At 64.3% G+C, this 19,920-nt stretch carries 17 protein-coding genes, 1 tRNA gene and 2 pseudogenes; 12 read left to right on the forward strand and 8 right to left on the reverse strand.

Annotated elements, in window-relative coordinates; genetic code table 11:
• Positions 1 to 91 precede the first annotated feature (91 nt).
• The 3 genes and pseudogenes from H4W01_RS10830 to H4W01_RS10840 all read left to right on the forward strand — a co-directional run bounded on the left by H4W01_RS10830 (position 92) and on the right by H4W01_RS10840 (position 1,801).
• A tRNA-Lys gene (locus tag H4W01_RS10830) sits at positions 92 to 167 on the forward strand.
• Between the two features lie 69 nt (positions 168 to 236).
• Positions 237 to 436 (forward strand): annotated as a pseudogene (locus H4W01_RS10835) (IS5 family transposase); the annotation flags it as partial.
• Positions 437 to 543: 107 nt separating this feature from the next.
• A pseudogene (locus tag H4W01_RS10840) lies at positions 544 to 1,801 on the forward strand (IS701 family transposase).
• Between the two features lie 99 nt (positions 1,802 to 1,900).
• Here the strand turns inward: H4W01_RS10840 and H4W01_RS10845 are convergent.
• Positions 1,901 to 2,374 (reverse strand): hypothetical protein, encoded by a 474-nt coding sequence (locus H4W01_RS10845; RefSeq protein ID WP_209610984.1) that lies wholly within the window; start codon positions 2,372 to 2,374, stop codon positions 1,901 to 1,903.
• A 4-nt stretch (positions 2,375 to 2,378) separates the two neighbouring features.
• On the opposite strand from H4W01_RS10845, the gene H4W01_RS10850 reads away from it, so the two are divergent.
• Positions 2,379 to 3,473 (forward strand): hypothetical protein, encoded by a 1,095-nt coding sequence (locus tag H4W01_RS10850; protein WP_209610985.1) that lies wholly within the window; start codon positions 2,379 to 2,381, stop codon positions 3,471 to 3,473.
• A gap of 301 nt (positions 3,474 to 3,774) precedes the next feature.
• Here the strand turns inward: H4W01_RS10850 and H4W01_RS10855 are convergent, their stop codons facing one another.
• The gene (locus H4W01_RS10855; RefSeq protein ID WP_209610986.1) at positions 3,775 to 4,407 is read right to left on the reverse strand and encodes a TetR/AcrR family transcriptional regulator; all 633 of its coding nucleotides are present in this window, start codon (positions 4,405 to 4,407) and stop codon (positions 3,775 to 3,777) included.
• Between the two features lie 120 nt (positions 4,408 to 4,527).
• Here H4W01_RS10855 and H4W01_RS10860 point away from each other — a divergent pair, with 120 nt between their 5' ends.
• Positions 4,528 to 5,475, forward strand: a complete 948-nt coding sequence (locus H4W01_RS10860) for an SDR family NAD(P)-dependent oxidoreductase (protein WP_209610987.1) — start codon at positions 4,528 to 4,530, stop codon at positions 5,473 to 5,475.
• A gap of 193 nt (positions 5,476 to 5,668) precedes the next feature.
• Here the strand turns inward: H4W01_RS10860 and H4W01_RS10865 are convergent, their stop codons facing one another.
• The 6 genes from H4W01_RS10865 to H4W01_RS10890 all read right to left on the reverse strand — a co-directional run bounded on the left by H4W01_RS10865 (position 5,669) and on the right by H4W01_RS10890 (position 9,728).
• On the reverse strand, positions 5,669 to 6,442 hold the full coding sequence (locus H4W01_RS10865; protein WP_209610988.1) for a sulfite exporter TauE/SafE family protein: 774 nt from the start codon (positions 6,440 to 6,442) through the stop codon (positions 5,669 to 5,671).
• Positions 6,439 to 6,879, reverse strand: a complete 441-nt coding sequence (locus H4W01_RS10870; RefSeq protein ID WP_209610989.1) for a DUF6691 family protein — start codon at positions 6,877 to 6,879, stop codon at positions 6,439 to 6,441. Before H4W01_RS10870 ends, H4W01_RS10865 begins: the two co-directional genes overlap by 4 nt.
• On the reverse strand, positions 6,876 to 7,283 hold the full coding sequence (locus H4W01_RS10875) for a YeeE/YedE family protein (protein ID WP_334685234.1): 408 nt from the start codon (positions 7,281 to 7,283) through the stop codon (positions 6,876 to 6,878). The genes H4W01_RS10870 and H4W01_RS10875 overlap by 4 nt, the downstream gene beginning before the upstream one ends.
• Positions 7,280 to 7,624, reverse strand: a complete 345-nt coding sequence (gene bigR, locus H4W01_RS10880; protein ID WP_209610990.1) for a sulfite-sensing transcriptional repressor BigR — start codon at positions 7,622 to 7,624, stop codon at positions 7,280 to 7,282. Before bigR ends, H4W01_RS10875 begins: the two co-directional genes overlap by 4 nt.
• Positions 7,618 to 8,913: a bifunctional sulfur transferase/dioxygenase Blh gene (gene blh, locus H4W01_RS10885; RefSeq protein ID WP_209610991.1), complete on the reverse strand. Its 1,296-nt coding sequence runs from the start codon at positions 8,911 to 8,913 to the stop codon at positions 7,618 to 7,620. The genes bigR and blh overlap by 7 nt, the downstream gene beginning before the upstream one ends.
• A gap of 191 nt (positions 8,914 to 9,104) precedes the next feature.
• Positions 9,105 to 9,728: a TetR/AcrR family transcriptional regulator gene (locus H4W01_RS10890; protein ID WP_209610992.1), complete on the reverse strand. Its 624-nt coding sequence runs from the start codon at positions 9,726 to 9,728 to the stop codon at positions 9,105 to 9,107.
• A 401-nt stretch (positions 9,729 to 10,129) separates the two neighbouring features.
• On the opposite strand from H4W01_RS10890, the gene H4W01_RS10895 reads away from it, so the two are divergent.
• The 7 genes from H4W01_RS10895 to H4W01_RS10925 all read left to right on the forward strand — a co-directional run bounded on the left by H4W01_RS10895 (position 10,130) and on the right by H4W01_RS10925 (position 19,716).
• Positions 10,130 to 10,876, forward strand: a complete 747-nt coding sequence (locus tag H4W01_RS10895; protein ID WP_209610993.1) for an SDR family oxidoreductase — start codon at positions 10,130 to 10,132, stop codon at positions 10,874 to 10,876.
• A gap of 50 nt (positions 10,877 to 10,926) precedes the next feature.
• Positions 10,927 to 11,436 carry a hypothetical protein gene (locus H4W01_RS10900; RefSeq protein ID WP_209610994.1) on the forward strand — a complete coding sequence of 170 codons (510 nt, stop codon included), beginning with the start codon at positions 10,927 to 10,929 and terminating at the stop codon, positions 11,434 to 11,436.
• A gap of 378 nt (positions 11,437 to 11,814) precedes the next feature.
• The gene (locus H4W01_RS10905; RefSeq protein WP_010403373.1) at positions 11,815 to 12,492 is read left to right on the forward strand and encodes a response regulator transcription factor; all 678 of its coding nucleotides are present in this window, start codon (positions 11,815 to 11,817) and stop codon (positions 12,490 to 12,492) included.
• On the forward strand, positions 12,482 to 13,840 hold the full coding sequence (locus H4W01_RS10910; RefSeq protein ID WP_209610995.1) for a sensor histidine kinase: 1,359 nt from the start codon (positions 12,482 to 12,484) through the stop codon (positions 13,838 to 13,840). Before H4W01_RS10905 ends, H4W01_RS10910 begins: the two co-directional genes overlap by 11 nt.
• A gap of 81 nt (positions 13,841 to 13,921) precedes the next feature.
• Positions 13,922 to 17,140 (forward strand): efflux RND transporter permease subunit, encoded by a 3,219-nt coding sequence (locus H4W01_RS10915; RefSeq protein ID WP_209610996.1) that lies wholly within the window; start codon positions 13,922 to 13,924, stop codon positions 17,138 to 17,140.
• Positions 17,133 to 18,287: an efflux RND transporter periplasmic adaptor subunit gene (locus H4W01_RS10920; RefSeq protein WP_209610997.1), complete on the forward strand. Its 1,155-nt coding sequence runs from the start codon at positions 17,133 to 17,135 to the stop codon at positions 18,285 to 18,287. Before H4W01_RS10915 ends, H4W01_RS10920 begins: the two co-directional genes overlap by 8 nt.
• Positions 18,280 to 19,716, forward strand: a complete 1,437-nt coding sequence (locus H4W01_RS10925) for an efflux transporter outer membrane subunit (RefSeq protein ID WP_209610998.1) — start codon at positions 18,280 to 18,282, stop codon at positions 19,714 to 19,716. Before H4W01_RS10920 ends, H4W01_RS10925 begins: the two co-directional genes overlap by 8 nt.
• The last annotated feature ends 204 nt before the right edge of the window (positions 19,717 to 19,920 follow it).

A 19,920-nucleotide genomic window follows, 5' to 3' on the forward strand; every position in this document is an offset into this window, starting at 1 on the left:
AAAAAAGGGTTTGCAACCCGCGGCGACACTGCTAACCGGCCACCTCCCGCAGCGGTCGCGCCACCAAGCGCCTCGCCAGATCGCCGGAAATGGACGCATAGCTCAGTTGGTAGAGCAGCTGACTCTTAATCAGCGGGTCCTTGGTTCGAGCCCAAGTGCGTCCACCATATTTCAATGACTTACTTCCCATAGCTGCGAAATTCGTGCGATCGGCTATTCCCCGGTAATCACCGAGCATTCAGTCCTGCATCCCAGGTTGCAAATCTCCGCTCGTGCCCGTCATTTACGACAAGCGCCGATATCGACGTCGCAGCCCCATCGAGATCATTTTCGGCCGCCAGAAGAACTGGTGCCGCGTCGCCACCCGCTACGACCGGTGTCCAACAGCTTCTTCTCTGCCATCGCACTCGCCGCCACCGTCATCTTCTGGCTTTGATCAATGAGTCCTGACCCTAGCACTACTTTGGCAGAAGCGTAATTTTTGGGATTCCCTGTGAGGAAGATGCGTGATTCATAGGGAGCCAGCTTTGATGGAGGCTGGCGATGGAAGAGGATTGGCAGCGCGATCTCGAACACTGGCTTGAGCCGTATCTGCAGGATCTGGGCAACAAAACGCGACGCCGGATGTGCCCAGCCTATATCGCGGGCTTGATCGGCCCGGGCGATCGCAAGAGCATCCAACCGATGGCCGCCCGCGCCGAGGCGCTCAGCTATGATCGACTACACCATTTCATCGGCGCAGGGATTTGGGACAGCGCACCGCTGGAAGCGACGTTGTGGCGACAGGCGGATGCCCTGGTCGGCGGTGACAAGGCCTGGCTGATCATCGACGACACGGCGCTCCCCAAGAAGGGTAAGGCCTCGGTCGGTGTCGCGCCACAATATGCCACGGTGCTGGGCAAGAACGCGAACTGCCAGACGCTGGTATCGGTGACGCTGGCCTCAGGAGAAGTTCCAGTCATGCTCGGTTTGCGGCTGTTCCTGCCGGAAAGCTGGACCAGCGATACGGCCCGGATGGCCAGGGCTGGCGTACCTGAGCCTTTCCAGACGTATCGAACCAAGCCTGACATCGCCATTGAGGAGATCGACCGCATCATCGCTGCTGGCGTGCGCTTTGGCTGCGTGTTGGCCGATGCCGGCTATGGCCTGTCGGCGCCGTTCCGGCAGGCGCTCAGCGCGCGAGGCCTGTGCTGGGCCGTCGGCATTCCCCGCCATCAGAAGGTCTATCCCGCCGACGTGCAGTTGACCTTCCCGGTGGCGGGGCGTGGACGACCACGCGTTCGGCATGTGCCCGACGTCACATCCCGGGCTGCCCATGCCATGCTCGAAGAGGCGCGGTGGCGGCAGGTCAGTTGGCGTCGAGGAACCAAGGGCCGCTTGACGGCCCGCTTCGCAGCAATCCGCGTGCGGATCGCCGATGGCGCGCCACAGCGGATCGGCGCTGCTGGTGCACAACATATGCCCGGCGAAGAGGCCTGGCTGGTGGGCGAGCATCGTTCCAACGGCGACCGGAAATACTATCTCTCCAATCTTCCCGCCGACACGCCAATCAAGGACGTCGCCGGCGCCATCAAGGCGCGTTGGGTCTGCGAACAGGCGCATCAGCAACTCAAGGAGGAACTCGGCCTTGACCATTTCGAGGGCCGATCCTGGACCGGGCTGCACCGCCATGCGCTCATGACAATGATCGCTTACGCCTTCCTCCAGACACGAAGGCTCGCGCAGGCGGGACGGAAAAAAAAAGAGTCTCCGGGCCACCACCGCAACCGAGCCCCCCGGCTGTACGCCAGGCGATCATTGACCGCCTAGCTCGACCGCCCACCCTCTATTGCCCGCATTGCGGTGCGAAACTATCAGTCACGTGCACCTAACTTCTGCCAAAGTAGCGCTAAGCTGTTGTTCAGTGAATGGGTGCTCCCCGTCGACAAACCTCCGGATTGGGATTGTCGTACAGACCTTCAAAGCCACGGGGTTTGCTGCGAAGCGGATAGACCGCGACGCGGCTGCGAAAGACATTCGTCACCGCACCGAAATCATGTGCTTGGCGTCGGGTCTCGAGCAGAGCTGTCGCCCAATCTCGGACCTTCGACGCGAACTTCAAAAAATCTATGGGCGCTCGCCCGCCAGCATCGGTAACAGCCTCGCGGCGGTCGATCTGCGGCGGGTTGAGATCGGCAAACCGGACGAGGCGACGGGACCAAGAGATTGAGCAGGATCGCCCTGTTCGATAAGGTCTGGGAGTGCTTTGCGGAAGACCGCGAACGGTTACGGTGCGAGAAATGCAAGCTTCGAGGAGCGCGGCAATGCCCATAGAGGTTCCAATAGCAGGACACTGGTCGCGACGCAGCGTCTTGACCGGCGGCTTGGCGATCATGGCGATGCCTTCTCCCATCGCCGCGGCAGACGATCAACCTCTCTCACTTCCGATCGCGGTCACGCCCATGCGGGTCGAGGTCGGGGTGCTGGTCAACGGACATGGCCCGTACCTCTTCGTGCTAGACAGCGGCGGTCAACCGGGATTGATCGACGCCGCGCTGGCACGCGAGCTGCGTCTTGTATCGCAGGGGACCATGACCTTCACCCTCGCGCGGGAGGCGCGACGCGTGCCGGTCTATGATGTCGATCTGGCGGTCGGGGGCGTGTTTCGCCAGGCGCATGCGTCGCTGGTTGGCACCGACGTGATCACTTTCGGCGCGGGCGCGCGAGGCTCGCTCTCCGCCGGCTTCCTGACCCATGGCGCGAGTGCGCTGCTGTTCAGCGAATCGCGCTGGTTGCTCTGGCCGGGGGCTTTGCCGGAGATGCCCGGCTATGTGCGATTGCGCCACGCGATCCTCAGGTCCTCGTTGCGCGGCGCGTCAGACCAGTTGCTTGCGCCGGTTTCGATCAACGGGGTTCAGATCGACCTCGCCTACGACACCGGTGCGCCATCCCAAGTGACGCTATCGCCCGCAGCGGCGAAGCGCGTCGGCCTGCTCGATGGGCGGCCCGATTGTCCGATTGGCAAGGATGCCCGGCTTTATCGGTCGGGGTCGGTGCGCATCGCTGGCATCGACCTGTATCAGCCCTTGGTCTCGGTTCATCCCGTGAATTATGGATCGGACCGCTTTGCTAATGGCCTCGTCGGCTTGGGGGTGCTTCGGCTGATGGATTTGGCGACCGATCCGTCTGCAGGTGATCTTCTGGTGCGTCGGAACCAGCTAAGCCCGCTTCCCGAACGCTATTCGTTGTCCGGCATCTGGTTCGATCGACACGGGAGCGGCGCTGTGGTCGCCGCAGTTGGGGGTGGCAGCCCAGCGCAGGCCGCCGGGCTCGCCCCCGGCGATATTGTCCTGAATATGCCGTTTGAAGAAGCGGTAAGCCGCTTTAGAGGGCCGGAAGGCAGCACGGTCACGGCAACGGTCGAGCGAGAGGGTGTCCGGCGAGATGTTCAGATCCAACTTCGATCCTACTTAGTCGATCACCCGGTGGCATGATCATCACGACACTGACCCCGCTCTGCGAGCGTGTTTGCGGTACGTGCCAACCTTCTATTTTAAGCTTGAGCCGCCGACTGCCCGCGATCCAATTTTTGCTGTTCCTCGGTCGGGTGGCGAGAACCACGATTTTCGCCCCTTGCACCCGACAGCCAGGAGACGGCCCGGTTTGAGCCGCTTTCGGGGATCAGAGGCCGGATAGCGGCCCGTCGCGGGGGGTGGGTTTTAGCCGCCGACTGACCCACGGTACCGAGCCAAGCGGTCGCGGTGCGGGCACGACTCGGCGTTCAGCGATCCAGCATCAACCTGCAACTACCGCACTTCCGCCCCGTGGCAGCAACACCAAGTCGGCCGCCTCATCGGCGTCTGTGAGCAGCGTCTTACGCGGCGTGCCCAGCTGTGCCCGCATCGTCAGACCTCGCGCGAGGTCGGTCACTTGGCTCGCGCGTGCGGCGACGGGAAAGTCGGACGGGAGCTCTCCCGCGCTGATTGCATCGCGAAAACGGCGTTCCACCAGCGCCGCACCGGCGGTGGTCGCGTCCTTCAGGAACTGCCTGACCTCGGCGTCGTCCACGAGCGGCGCGACGCACACCATCAGACATCCTGCTGCCGATCCCGCCTCAGTCGCACTCTCGACGGCGTGTCTCAGAAAGCCGACGATCGCGTCGCGAAGCGTTGGCGGGGAGAAAAGCGCCTTCGCGGCGCGAGCGCCCTTTGCGTCCGCATATGCCCGCAGCGCGCGCAGAAATAGCATCCGCTTGTCCCCAAAGACGGAATACAGGCTTTGCCGCCCCACACCCATGCCGGCGATAAGATCGTCGATCGTCACCCCATCATAGCTTTTCGACCAGAAAAGCTGCGTCGCTTTTTCCAGCGCTTCCGCCTCGTCGAAGCTTCGCGGCCGTCCCCGCGTCCGAGTGGAATTTGTTAGCATTTAGTCCAAAAGTCCTTGACCGTGCCGAACCGTCGTTTATGTGCGGTTTCAGTCCAGAAATAGCAAGTCGGCGCTCGGTTCATAGCCCGCCCGACCAACCCTTTTACAGCGGAGCCGCCCATGGAACTTTCGATTGCGCTCATCACCGGGGCGACGTCTGGCTTGGGGCAGGCGGCAGCCCGCTCGCTTGCCACGGGCGACTGGCGGGAAATCATCATCACCGGACGCACGGCGGCGCAGATTGGGGAGACGGCCGCACAACTCGCGGCGGAGACCAACAAGAAGGTTTTCACGCCGTTGGAACTGGATTTGGACAAGCCGGCCAGCGTCAAATCCGCGCTCGCCGAACTCATCAAGCGAGGTCGGCCTGTCGACTTCCTGCTGCTCAACGCCGGGATGGTCCCGGGCAAGGAGCGCGTCCTCACTGCGGCAGGGATCGAGGCGTCTCAGGCCGCGCTGATCGGCCATCATCAACTGACCGTCGGCTTGCTTCGCGCCAACCTGCTCAGCCCCGACGCGCGGATCGTTATCGCCAGTGCGGAGCCTGCCCGCGGCGGCGTGCCGATGTTCAAATATACCGACGCACCCGCTTTCGCAGCCAGATACTTCCGCGACGACCAAACCGCCGCTGTCGAAGCCCTGATCCGCAGCGGGCCGCACGTGCAGTACGCGCCCAACACCGCCTATGCCGACGCGAAGCTCATTGTCGCATGGTGGGCGGCGGCGCTGGCACGGCGGTTGCCCTCCGGCATGGCTGTCTATGCGGTCTCGCCAGGTGCGTCGAACGCCACCAACGTCGCGCGCAACGCTGGCCCGCTGCTGAAGTATCTGATGATTCCGATCGTGAACCTCATCCCCGGGATGAATCAGACGCCGGAGGTCGCGGCCAGCCGCTACCTTCAGGCGTCGGCGTTCGGAACCGACCTCTCAGGGCAATTCTTCGCCTCGGCGCAGGGGAAGTTCTCAGGCCCAATGGAGGTGCAGCGCCACCCCCACCTCCTCGATGGTGCCAACCAGGAAGCGGCGTGGCAGGCCGTCGTCAACGTCTCCGGAGTTGACGTGATTTGATCTGTAGTCGCGACAGCGGGCGCGCGCCGGGCACCACTACCCTGCTGCCGGCGTCCGTCGCGGCGATGTCAGCCCGCCTTTAATCAGACCATATCATCCATAATTAGGGGGCAACCATCGCCCCCCACAGAACGGACATAGGCAACGACATGAAGATACGAAGCGATGCAGCCCCCGCTCCGGTGCGCGATCCTCAGAAGGGTTGATTGCGGTAGATCACATAAATGGCCACCAACAGGACCAGGCCGCTAAAGATGCGATTCAGGAGGTTCTTGTGCGACGACAGCTTTGTCGCGAGCACCATGCCAAGGATACCGCCTCCAAGGCCACCCGCGATGAACTCAATGGCGACCTCCCAGTCGACCAGGTCGGCCCGAGCATAGTTGAGCGCCGTTGCAAGGCCGAAGGTCCCGACGGCGAGCAATGAGGTGCCGATCGCGCTGATCATGGGCATGCCCGTGGACAGCATAAGCGCCGGCACGATGAGGAACCCGCCGCCGATGCCGAAGAAGCCCGAGGCCGCGCCGGTAAGGAGCGCCGCGAGCCCCGTGTCCAAGCACATACGAAGATCGACCGGGCGCTGCCGGTCAACTCGATCACGCCCCTTACGCAGCATCAGCAAAGCCACCACGATCATCAGCAGTCCGAACAGGAACAGCAGCCGCTTGCCGTCGATCAACATGCCGAGGCTCGACCCCAGCGCCGCGCCGAGCGAGCCCACAAGCGCGAACACCACCGCACAGCGCCACCAAACATGCCCCTTGCGCGCATGACCGATGAAGTTGGCATAGGCATTGGCCGAGACGGCCAGCGCCCCCGTGCCGATGGCGACATGCGGATTGGCGACGCCCACCGCATAGAGAAGGAGCGGCGTTGCCAGGATCGACCCACCGCCGCCGATCAGCCCCAGCGTGAAGCCGACAAGCCCGCCTGAAGCTATGGCGGCCAGATCATGCCAAGAGATCATGGCAAAACCTTCTGAAGAGCACGGTCCTGCAGGATCATGCCCGCTGCCATGGCGCAAACGAACAGCGCGACGGGAGCAAGGCCGGTCGTTAATGCGGAGAGTGCAGGCCCGGGGCAAAATCCAGCCAGCCCCCATCCAATACCGAAAATCGCCGAGCCGATGACCAAGCGCGCATCAATCCCCGTTTTCTCGGGCAGATGAAACCGGTCATCGAGGACGGGCTTTGCCATCTTCCGCTGAAGCAGGACCCCCGGCACCGCGACGATCACCGCGCCGCCGAGCACGAACATCAGGCTCGGATCCCATCGGCCGCTGGCGACGTCGAGAAAACCGGCGATGCGCGCCGGGTTCATCATGCCGGACAGGGCGAGACCGAAGCCGAAGATCGTGCCGGCCAGCAGCGCGACCAGAAGACGAAGGGCGGCGTGACGGTTCATCTGAGCAAACCCATTATTGTCGCAGCAACGATGCCGCTGGTGAGGAACGTCGCCGTCGCGGCCAGCGAGCGCTTCGAGAAGCGGGCGATGCCGAGAATGCCGTGGCCCGAGGTGCAGCCCGACCCCATGCGCGCGCCGACGCCAACAAGGAGACCGGAGACGAGAATAAGCGGTGTTGAAGCGATGATCGTCACCACAGGCGGCCGACCGAACGCTGTGGTGTAGAGCATCGGGCCTGCGAGAAGGCCAACAACAAAGGCGATGTTCGGTGCAATCTGCTGCCCGCCGAGCAGACGGCCAACGATGCCGCTGATGCCGGCAATCCGGCCATTGACGACAAGCAGAAGCGCCGCCGACAGGCCTAAGATCATGCCGCCAACCAGCGAAGCCAGGTACGGTGTCACAGCGGTTGCTCGGGGGCGCAGAAGATGGCGTAGAGCGCGTGGATCAGTTGCGCGGCCTTCGCTTCGCTGAGCCTATAGAAGATCTGCTTGGCGTCGCGCCGGGTTTCGACCGCACCGGCCTCGCGCAGCACGCCGAGCTGCTGCGAGAGGGTGGGCTGATGGATGCCAAGGTGCTGTTCCAGTGCGCCGACCGAATATTCACCCTCGGCCAGCGTGCAGGCGAGCATCAGCCGAACCGGATGGGACAGCGTCTTCAGCAGTGCCGCCGCCTCGCCAGCGTGCTTCTCCATCTGGGCGAGGCCTGCGGCGGATTGGCCGATGGTGTCGTCAGGGGTCACCATGGCGTCACCCCGAGCGCATCCAGCGGAAATTTCAGATAGCGCGTGCCATTGGCTTCGGGCTCGGGCAAGCGGCCGCCGCGCATATTGACCTGAATCGCGTGCAGGAGGAGCTTGGGCATGCCCAAGGTCCGGTCGCGGGCCTCGCGCTGCGCAACGAAGCGGGTCTCGTCGCTGCCCGAGACATGCAGATTGCGCTTTTGCTCGCGCACGGTGCTTTCCCAGCGCGGATGACGGCCGCCCGGCTGATAGTCATGGCCGGTGAACAGGCGTGTGTCGTCCGGCAAAGCGAGGATCTGCTGGATCGAACTCCACAATACGGTCGCGCTACCCCCCGGAAAATCGGCGCGCGCGGAGCCCCCGTCCGGCATGAACAGCGTATCGTGGATGAAAGCCGCATCGCCGATCACATAGGTGATCGACGAGAGCGTATGGCCCGGCGAAAACAGGACATGCCCCTCGATCGAGCCAACATGGAACGTCTCGCCGTCAGAAAAGAGCCGATCCCATTGCGAGCCGTCGGTTGCGAGGTCCGGCGCATTGTAGATGCGGTTCCACAGCGTTTGCACGTCGGTGACATGGGCACCCGTCGCGGTCGGCGCGCCCGTCTTCCCCTTGAGATACTGTGCGGCCGAAAAGTGATCGGCATGGGGATGGGTGTCGAGAATCCAATCGACCGTCAGCCCCTCCCTCGCCACATAGGCGAGGATGGCGTCGGCGTTCATCGTGCCGGTGGCACCCGATTTCTCATCGAAGTCGAGCACCGGATCGATGATGACGCAATGGTTCGTTGCTGGATCGGTGACGATATATTGGACGCTCGATGTCCGCGGATCGAACCAGGCCTTGACCTTGGGCACCCGCGCGTCTTCGGCATCAAGCCAGCGGACTGCGGCGGTCAGGTCGAAGCCATGCTTCTCGCCGAACGCTTCGATCTCCTCGCGCTGCATGCGGCCCTCGCGGACTTCGCCAAGGACATAGAGCATCAGCGCCCGTGCACCGCTTTTGCAATGGGCCAGCACCGGCCCCTTCGCGCTGCCAACGCCAAGCTGGAAGGCCGTAATATCGGCCTCGGTTATCCCGGCTGCACCCGTAACCGGTATAAAGCTGTAAGACAGCCCGGCAGCGTGGGCTGCGGCCTTCTCGGCGGCATTGCCGGGCTGGTCGGGCTGCTCGCCATCGGGGCGGACGTTGATGAGGGCGCTGTAACCGTGCGCCGCGAAGGTCGCGAAATCCGACAGCTCGGGTTGTGCGCTCACTGACAGCCGGTCATTGATCCTGATGGTATCCATGCGCTTGTTCCTTGTTTCGCTATACATAATATAATAATATATATTGATTAGATTTCAAGGCCCCTCCCGCCAACTCTCGGCAATGGTTTTCGGGGGGGCGATGCGGGGGGCGATGAAGGACACCCGAAGATAGATGCCGCCCCCCCCTGCCCCACGATCTGGGGCACACGACCGTGAGAGCCCCGGCTCTCCTAGGCAGCCGGCTTAGGTGATGGTGGCAGAACCAAGCCTACCGCGTCTTCGGCGTCTTTAAGCAGCGTCTTGCGCGGGGTGCCCATTTGCGCACGCATCACCAGGCCGCGGGCAAGATCCATGACTTGAATGGCGCGGGCGGCCGCGGGAAAGTCGGGCGGTACTTCGCCCGTGACCATGCCGTCTTGAAAGCGGCGTTCCACCTGTGCCGCGCTCGCCGCCGCGACGTCCTGCACGAACTGGCGGACCTCTGCGTCATCCACCAGCGGTGCGACGCACGCGAACAGACATCCGGGAGCCGTTCCCTCCGCAGTCGCGCTCTCCACGGCGTGCCGCAGGAAGCCGACGAGCGACGCGCGCACCGTTGGTGGCGAGAAGAGCGCCTTTGCGGCAAGCGCGCCGTACGCCTCGGCATAGGTTTTCAACGCGCGTAGGAAGATCGTCCGCTTGTCCCCGAAGACGGCATAGAGGCTCGGCCGTCCTACGCCCATCCCGGCGACGAGATCGTCGATCGTCACGCCGTCATAGCCCTTCGCGCGGAACACCAGGATTGCCTTTTCCAGCGCCTGCTTCTCATCGAAGCTACGCGGTCGCCCGCGCGATCTGGTGGCATTCTGCAACATCAGGTTTTCGACTCCTAAGCCATCTCACTTCCATGAATATATAACCATATAGTTTTCATTTCACAAGCCATCCCTGAGACAGGCGCGCCCCGAGTCGATCACCCCCTCGCATCCTCCTGGAGCGCACAAGACGTCGAGCGCGCTCGCCACCACGGCTTTGATGAGGGGCTTTCCGGGTCAGAACGCTCGATACATCCCCCGAAAGCTGCACGAAATCGCGGCCAATGTGCACAGGGTGCCTGACCCTCCAAGCGACGATGGCCCAACGAGTCCCCCCAGGGCCCTTCGATAAATTAAAATCACATAGTTCAAAAATACCTTGACCGGTGCGCTCTGCCTAATTACGTACGGAATAGTTCAAAACAAACGCGGCACTTCTGCCACCAACAGGGACAAAGCACATGAATCGCTACGACGGTAAAAAGGTTGTCGTCATCGGTGGCACAAGCGGCATCGGCCTCACGACGGCGAAGATGCTGCTTGCCGGCGGTGCGCGCGTTCTGGTGACGGGGCGCTCGCAAGTTGGCCTCGAATCCGCGCAGAAAGAGCTTGGCGAAGACGCTCTGGTCGTTGCGAGCGACGCCGGTTCCCTGACCGATATCGACGCCCTCGCCACGCACGTGAAGGACGCGTTCGGCAGTTTCGACCTTCTTTTCGTCAATGCCGGCGTCGGGGTCTTCGCGCCGTTCGAACATACCACCGAGGCCATGTATGACGACGTGTTCAACGTGAATACGAAGGGGGCCTTCTTCGCGGTCCAAAAGCTCGCGCCCTTGATCCACCGGGGCGGTTCGGTCGTCCTCACGACCGCAATCTCCAACGTCAAGGGAATGCCGATGCTGGCCGCGTCCGGAGCGACCAAGGCGGCGCTGCGATCCTTTGCGCGGACGTTCGCGGTCGAACTGGCTCCCCGCGGCATCCGCGTCAACGCGGTGTCGCCCGGCCCGATCGACACGCCGACCTGGGACAAGTCGTTTCCCGACAAGGCGACAGTTGCCCATATCACCGGGCAAATGCGCGAAGCCAATCCGATGCAGCGGGTGGGAACAAGGGAAGAAGTCGCCAATGCGGTGCTCTTCCTCGCGTTCGACGCCACCTACACCACCGGTGCCGAGCTTCCGGTCGATGGCGGGCAGTCGCAACTCTGACGCAGATTTTTCCAGCCCAACGCTTCCCGAATTGAAAGGACCTGATCGTCATGAACGCCGAGATCGCCATGTATATGGCGCAGATTTTCAACACCCTCGCCTTTACCGCTCTGGGGGTGTGGTATGTCGTTCCGCGACTACAGAAGCTCAGCCGCGCAGCAGCGCTGATGGCATTGACGGCCGTCCATTTGGGCCGAACGCTGTGCCTGGAGCTTTATTCCTCGCAAGACGCCGGCCTGAAAATGGCCAATGCTGTTCGTGATCATATCGTCATCGGGGACATTGCCGGGTGGGCCCTGGCGTTGGTGATTCTCTTCAGCCTCCGCTCACGGCTCAATGTGTCGATCGCCCTGATATGGCTGCTCGTCACGGAGACGGTTCTCGATTTCGGGTCGACCTTTGTCACGATTGTCCGTGCCGGCACAATCGGCGACATAAACGGAACCTCATGGATGATCATCGCCTTTTATCTGCCAATCGTCTACGTGGCCCTCGGCCTCACGATTTGGCAGCTTATTACACGGCGTCATGAACCCCTGTTTCAAGACGAAGGTCGATAGTGGCCGCCATCAAGTAAAGCTAAAGGCCGCCTTTTCTTTATCGATATGCTTGGTTTCCCGCCGGACTGAAGAGGCGCAGGTCCTTCCACCCCGCTCCTGCTCCGTCATCCGATTTGGGCCGTAGGGCGACTATGGCCGGGTTTCGGATGACGGACTTCAAAGGCTGCCTTTCGCCCAGCACGTTCGGCGATCAGGACGCCCAAGCACGGACGCTCAAAGCCTCTTCGCGGCTCCCAACTTCCGCCATTTGCTCGGCTTCGCGATCGTGCCCGTTCGACACCCGCTGTCGCGCCATCCACAAGCGATACCGCACCGAAATTCTAGGGAGGGTCGCGGGGCTGCCCTATTACGGCCGCGATGACCCACAAAGGAACCGTTATGGCCCGCATCCTTGTCATCGAAGACGATCCAGCCACGGCAGACCACATCGTCGCGTCGCTGCAGGCGCATGGCCATGTGACGACCCACGTCGCGGATGGTGCGCTGGGATTGGAGCGTGCGACGCGGGAGCCGTTCGATGCGGCGACGCTCGATCGCATGCTGCCGGGGTGTGATGGTTTGTCGGTGGTGGAGGCCTTGCGCGCACGCCGCATCTCCCTCCCCGTCTTGATGATCAGCGCGCTCGGCGATGTCGACGAGCGGATTGCGGGCTTGCGCGCGGGCGGTGACGACTATCTGGTGAAACCGTTCGCGCCCGAGGAAATGGCGATGCGGATCGAGGTGCTGCTGCGCCGTCGCGAAGACCCGGCCAACACCGCTACGCTGCAGGTTGGCGATCTCGTGATCGATCTCCTCCGGCGCGAGGTGACCGTCGCCGGGCAGCCGGTGCGCTTGCTGCACATGGAGTTCCGCTTGCTCGAATTTCTCGTGCGCCACGCGGGCGAAACGCTGAGCCGCCGGATCATCTTCGAACAGGTCTGGGGCTATTATTTCGATCCTGGGGCCAATCTCATCAACGTCCATATCGCGCGGCTGCGCAAGAAACTCGACCGGCCCGATCGGCCGTCGGCGATCGTCACCGTCAAGGGCGAAGGCTATCGCTTCGATGCCGATTGAACGGCTGCATCTCGGGCAGATCCGCCGGACCAGCACATTTCGTCTGACGGCCCTCTTCGGGCTGGTGTTTGCTGTGGGCGTCATCGCGCTGCTTGGATTGATCTACGGCCTGTCGGCGCGCGAGCTGACGCTGCGCACCGATCGCATCCTGCGGGTCGAAGCGCGCCGGCTGCGCGCGAGTTCGCCCGAGACACTGCCCGAACGGATCACCAGCGCTCTCGCCCACAGTACCAGCGGCCTCAACTATTTTGCGCTGCAATCGCGGAGCGGCGAACCGATCGTGGGCAATCTCACCCTCGTTCGCAGCTTCCGCTTCGACCATCCTGTCAACATCGCCGCGCAACCCGGCGCGCATGGGCCGCTGCGCGTGCTGGCGATCGAAGCCCCGACCGGTGAGACGATCCTGATCGCGCGCGACATCGCGCCGATCGTCGACCTGCGCCGCCGCATTCTCGAAATCCTCATCGGCAGCGGCATGGCGATCGTGGTGCTCGTGCTCGGGGCCGGCGTGCTGCTGAGCCTCGCGCCGCTGCGCCGCGTGCGCGACCTGCAGGCGACCAGCCGCGCGATCGCAGCAGGGCGTTTCGACTTGCGGATGCCGGTCAGCACACGCGGCGACGAACTCGACCTGTTCGCAGGCACGGTCAACACGATGATCGAGGAGGTCGAGCGTGTGGTGGCGCAGGTCAAGGGTGTGACCGATGCCGTCGCGCATGATCTGCGCACGCCGCTGGCGCATGTCCGCGGACAGCTCGAACGCGCGATCGCGCTGCCCGATGCCGACCCGCGCGCGGTCGCGCTCAACCGGGCCGCGATGGTCGATCTCGATCTCGTGCTCGAGCGGTTCGGCGCTTTGCTGCGCATCTCGCAGCTTGAGGCGAGTGGCCGCCAGGCGGGCTTTACCATCGTCCCGCTCGCGCCGCTGCTGGACAGCCTGTGCGAGCTCTACGAGCCGCTGGCCGAAGATGCGGGCGTCGCGCTGCGGCTCGGGCCGATCCCCGAGGCGACGATCCGCTGCGATCCGCACTTGTTGTTCGAGGCGATCAGCAACCTGCTCGACAATGCGATCAAGTTCAGCCCTTCGGGCGGCGAGGTCTTGCTGGGGGCGGCGCTCGATCCCGAGGGGGTGACCCTTACCGTGCGCGACAATGGGCGCGGTCTTGCCCCGCATGAACGCGCAGCGGCGCTGCGGCGCTTCTATCGCGGGGTCGATGCGGCGGGAATCCCCGGCAGCGGGCTAGGCCTCAGCATCGTCGCGGCGATCGTCCATCTCCACGGCTTTACGCTCGAACTGGGCGACGCCGCCCCCGGCCTGATCGTCCGGATTCGAGCCCCCGCCGCCGCCTGAGGTGAAATTCATTTAATTAGCGCTGCACCGCAACACGCATAAATGGAGCCCCGTCTTTCCTCTGGAAACATCGGGTCCACCGTGCTGCAGATCGTCAAACTTGCCCTCAGCAAGCCCTATACCTTCGTCGTTCTGGCGATCCTGATCGTGTTGGGAGGATCGATCGCCTGGCTCGAAACCGCCACCGATATCTTCCCCGACATCAAGATCCCGGTGATCGCGGCGGTGTGGACCTATCGCGGCCTGCCGCCCAAGGACATGTCGGGCCGCGTCGTTTACTATTACGAGCGCTCGCTCTCCAGCACGGTCAACGATATCGACCATATCGAAAGCCAGTCGCTCAACGGCGTCGGCATCGTGAAGATCTTCTTCCAGCCCGGCGTCGACATCCGCACCGCCTCGGCGCAGGTCACCGCAGCCTCGCAGACGGTGCTCAAGCAAATGCCGCCGGGCATCACCCCGCCGCAGATCCTCAATTACAACGCCTCGACCGTCCCGATTTTGCAGCTCGCGCTGTCGTCGAAGGATCTGAGCGAGCAGAAGATCTACGACCTCGGCCAGAACTTCATCCGCCCAGCGCTCGCCTCGGTCCAGGGTGCCGCAATCCCCTCGCCTTATGGCGGCAAGGAACGCCAGATCCAGATCGATCTCGATCCCGCAGCGCTCCAGGCGCGGCACCTCTCGGCGGGCGATGTCGGCGCAGCACTTGCCGCGCAAAACCAGATTGTGCCCGCGGGCACCGCCAAGATCGGCCAGTACGAATATAACGTCCGGCTCAACAATTCGCCCGAACTGGTCGATCAGCTCAACGACCTGCCGATCAAGACCGTCGACGGGACGACGGTGTTCATGCGCGACGTCGCGCACGTCCGCGATGGCTCACCACCGCAGCGCAACGTCGTGCGCGTCGATGGCGGCCGCGCGGTGCTGATGACAATCCTCAAATCGGGTGCGGCTTCGACCATCGCGATCGTCGACCAGGCCAAGGCGCTGCTGCCGGGGCTCAAGGCGACGCTGCCGCCCTCTCTCAAGGTCCAGCCGCTCTCGGACCAGTCGCTGTTCGTCAAGGCGGCGGTGTCGGGCGTGATCAAGGAAGGGGCGATCGCGGCGGCGCTGACCAGCATGATGATCCTGCTGTTCCTCGGCTCGTGGCGCTCGACCGTAATCATCGCCGCCTCGATCCCGCTCGCCATTCTCGCGGCAGTCGCCGGGCTGGCGGTGGTCGGGCAGACGCTCAACATCATGACGCTCGGCGGGCTCGCGCTCGCGGTCGGCATCCTGGTCGACGATGCGACGGTGACGATCGAGAACATCAACTGGCACCTCGAGCAGGGCAAATCGGTGCGCGATGCGATCCTCGATGGCGCGCAGCAGATCGTCCAGCCCGCTTTTGTTTCGCTCTTGTGCATCTGCATCGCCTTCCTGCCGATGTTCTTCCTCCCCGGAATTGCGGGCTTCCTGTTCGCGCCAATGGCCATGGCCGTGGTGTTCGCGATGATCGCGTCGTTCATCCTGTCGCGCACCTTGGTGCCGACGATGGGCAACTTCCTACTGCGCGAACATGCCACGCCGCACACCGCCGAGATCATGGTGTCGCACGATGCCCGGACCGGCCGGGCGGAAACGCGCAACGTCTTCATCCGCTTCCAGAGCGGGTTCGAGCATCGTTTCGAAGCGGTACGCGCTTATTATGTCGCGATCCTTGCCTTCGCCTTGGCGCGGCGGCGTGTCTTCGTGCCCGCCTTCATGGTCGTGGTGCTGCTGTCTTTCGCGCTGGTGCCGATGCTCGGCCGCAATTTCTTCCCGACGATCGACGCCGGGCAGATCAACCTCCACGTCCGCGCGCCGATCGGCACGCGGATCGAGGAGACCGCAGCGCTGTTCGACCATGTCGAGGACCGCATCCGCGCGACCATTCCCGCCGACGAACTGGTGTCGATCGTCGACAATATCGGGATGCCGGTATCCGGCATTAACCGCGCTTACTCGAACACCGGCGGCGTCGGTTCACAGGACGGCGACATCCTGGTCACGCTCGCCGAGAATCACGCACCGACTGCTGACTATGTCCGGCGGCTGCGCGCAGCCTTGCCCGACGCCTTTCCCGGTTCGGTGTTCTCGTTCCTGCCCGCCGACATCATCAGCCAGATCCTCAACTTCGGCGCGCCCGCCCCAATAGACGTGATGGTGACTGGCAGCGACAGCAAGCATGGCGAAGCCTATGCGCATCTGCTCGCCGAGCGGATGCGCCACATCCCCGGCATCGCCGACGTCCGCGTGCAGCAGACCGAGGCCGCCCCCGAACTCGGCTTCGACGTCGACCGCGCGCAGGCCGATCGCCTCGGGATCACCGAGAATGACGTGACGCGCAGCCTCGCCGTCAACCTCGCGGGCAGCTCGCAGATCGCGCCCGCTTTCTGGCTCAACCCCAAAAACGGGGTGTCCTACCCAATTGTCGTGCAGACGCCGCAATATCGCACGGGCTCGCTGTCGGACCTCCAAAACCTCCCAATCACCGGATCGGGCACCGGTGCCTATCAAATCCTCGGCGGACTCGGCACGCTCCACCGTGAGCCATCGCCCGCAGTCGTCACGCACTATGCGCTGCAACAGTCGTTCGACGTCTATGCGACGACCCAAGGGCGTGACCTCGGCGCGGTGGCAGGCGACATCCAAAAGGTGATCGATGGCACCAAGGCGGCGTTGCCCACCGGGTCGGCGGTGACCTTGCGCGGCCAGGTGCGGACGATGAACGCAGCTTTCTCGGGGCTCATCTTCGGCCTCATCGGGGCGATCGCGCTGATCTACCTGCTGATCGTCGTGAATTTCCAAAGCTGGGTCGATCCTGCCGTTATCGTCTCGGCGCTGCCCGCCGCGCTCGCCGGGATCGTCTGGATGCTGTTCGCGACGCAGACCCCGTTATCGGTGCCCGCGCTGACCGGTGCCATCATGTGCATGGGCGTCGCCACCGCCAATTCGGTGCTCGTCGTCAGCTTCGCGCGCGAGCGCCTGGCCGAGACCGGCGACGCGCTCCGCGCTGCCGCCGAAGCCGGTGCCACCCGCTTCCGCCCGGTGCTGATGACCGCGCTCGCGATGATCATCGGCATGGCGCCGATGGCACTCGGCCTCGGCGAAGGCGGCGAGCAGAATGCGCCGCTTGGCCGCGCGGTGATCGGCGGGTTGATTTGCGCAACGCTCGCCACGCTCGTCTTCGTGCCCGTCGTCTTCGCGCTCGCGCACCGCCGCGAGCGCCGCCCTGCCCCAACCCCTTCGACAATCGGACAGCTCGCTCATGGATGAAGCCCTCGCCGCCACCCCGCCAAAGGGGCTCAAAACCGCCGGGATCGTCGCGCTCGTCGCCGCCGCCGGCGTGGTCGCCACCGGTACAGTCCTCCGCTTTCACGAAACCCGCGAAGCGCAGATCTGGTCCGACGCGCGGTCGGTGCCGACGGTCCATCTCGTCGCGATCACATCCTCGGCGGCGAGTGACACGCTCGCTTTGCCCGGTACGATGCAGGCCTGGAACATGGCCAAGCTCTATGCCCGCGTCGGCGGCTATGTCAGCGGCTGGTACAAGGATATCGGCGCACCGGTCGCGGCGGGAATGCCGCTCGGCCGGATCGACACGCCCGAGCTCGACCAGCAGATCATCGCGGCGCGCGCTGCTTTGGTCAGCGCGCAGGCTCATGCCGGCCTCGCGCGCAGCACGGCCGCGCGCTGGAACGACTTGCTCACCGACAATTCGGTGTCGAAACAGGAAGCCGACGAAAAGAATGGCGATCTCGCGGTGCGCAACGCCGCCGTCCTATCGGCGCGCGCCGATCTCGGGCGGCTGCTCGCGCTGAAGACCTTCGCGACGGTGCGCGCCCCCTTTGCCGGGACAGTGACACTCCGCTCTGCCGATATCGGCGATCTGGTCGGGCCGGGCGCTACGGCGCAGCAACCGATGTTCGTCGTCGCCGACACCCGGCGAATCCGCATTTATGTCAACGTGCCGCAAAGCTATTCGGCGACGATGACGCCGGGGCTGCCCGCGACGCTGAGCGTTCCCGATTATCCCGGTCGCAGCTTCACGGCGCACGTCGTCGGCAATTCGGGCGCGATCGCGCCGCAAAGCGGCACCTTCCAGGTCCAGCTCACCGCCGACAATCCCGACGGCGCGCTGCGCCCCGGCGGCTTTGCACAAGTCAGCTTCAACGTGCGCGGGCAAACGCGCACGGTGCAAATCCCCTCGACCACGCTGCTGTTCCGCGCGCAGGGCACGCAAGTCGCAACCGTCGATGCCGCGCACCACGTCCACCTCCAGCGCGTCACGCTCGGGCGCGATCTCGGCCCGACGGTCGAAGTGCTGTCGGGGCTCTCGCCCACGCAGAAAATCGTCGACAATCCACCCGATTCGCTCACCGACGGACAATTGGTGCGCGTGGACGGAGGCGCGCGTGGCTGACCGATTGCGCGCGGCGATTGCGGCGATCGCGCTGGCGAGCCTTGCTGGCTGTTCGTTCGCGCCGCCCTACCATCCGGCGGCCACCCCGACGCCGCCCGCTTTCAAGGAAGCCGGGCCCTGGCAGCCCGCAGTCGCGACCGGCCCGATCGTGCCTGACGCGTGGTGGAGCGTATTCGCCGATCCAACGCTCGACCGTCTCGAACAGAAGGTCGCGACCGACAATCCGACGCTCGCCGGTGCGCTGGCCCGCTACGACGCTGCCCGCGCCTATCTCGGCCAGGCCCGCGCAGGCTTGCTCCCGCAGCTTGGTGCCGATGCCAGCGTTACGCGCAACCGCCAGTCTGACAATCGTCCGCTGCGCGGCAGCAATCAGCCCGACGTTTACGGAGCCAACACGATCGAGGCGGGCTTCGGCTACGAACTCGACCTGTGGGGTCGCGTGCGCAACAGCGTCGCTGCGGGCAAGGCCGAAGTGCAGGCCTCGGGCGACGATCTCGCCGCGATCCGGCTCAGCCTGCAGGCCGAGCTCGCCTCGGACTATATGGCGCTGCGTGGGCTTGACCGGCAGTCCGAGCTGCTCGTCCAGACTGTGGATGCCTTCGCGAAGGCCGATCATCTGATCGCGCGGCGCTTCCAGGCCGGGATCGTCAGCGGGATCGAGACCAGCCGCTCGGGCGCACAACTGGCCGAGGCGCGCGCGCAGCTCGCCGACGTCGCGGCCGCGCGCGCCTTGACCGAGCATGCGATCGCGAGCCTGGTCGGAACGTCCGCCTCGGCCTTCACCATCACCCCGGCAACAACGCCATTCGCGATACCTGCAGTGCCGCTCGGCGTACCGGCAACCTTGGTCGAGCGCCGTCCCGACATCGCCGCCGCCGAACGCCGCATGGCCGCGGCCAATGCCGGGATTGGCATCGCCAAGGCCGCCTTCTTCCCCGCGATCCGGCTTGGCGGAAGCGCGGGTTTCCAAGATACCGGGCTGCCGGGTCTGCTGTCCGCGTCGAACACGATCTGGTCGATCGGGCCGAGCGCGGTGTTGAACCTGTTCGACGGGGGCCGCCGTCGCGCAGAACTCGCAGTCGCGCGCGCGCGCTGGGCGAGCGCCGCAGCCGACTATCGCGCGACCGTGCTGACCGCATTCCAGCAGGTCGAGGACAATCTCGCGCAGCTTCACCGTCTCGGCGACGAAGCGGACGCCGAGAATGAGGCGGTGCGCCAGGCGGCGGCGACCGAACGCCTTTCACTCAACCGCTACGACAAGGGTGCCGTCACCTATCTCGAGGTGTTCACCGCGCAAACCACGGCGCTTCGCACGCGCCGCGCCGCGCTCGACCTCGAGACACGCCGACTGCAAGCGAGCGTCCGCCTGATCCGCGCGCTGGGGGGCGGATGGTCGGCGCAACACGGTGGGGGCGCGGCATCGAGTTGACGCCTTATCCAGGCCGCGCCGGTTCGGCCGCGTGAAACGGTGAACAGCGCGTGGCGTCCCTGTCCGCAGAGTGAGAATCCAAGCCGTCCAGAAATTCAGCGGCTCCGCAATTTCGGCGAAAACTCTGACTCAGAACGCCCCGGTTTTCCGGGATCAGTTCACCGTCTGCTAATGCTCACATTTCATCTCGCGCGGAGCGCGTGA

Origin of the sequence: Sphingomonas sp. PL20 (genome assembly GCF_017875905.1) — a bacterium.
Classification (GTDB): Bacteria; Pseudomonadota; Alphaproteobacteria; order Sphingomonadales; family Sphingomonadaceae; genus Sphingomonas; species Sphingomonas echinoides.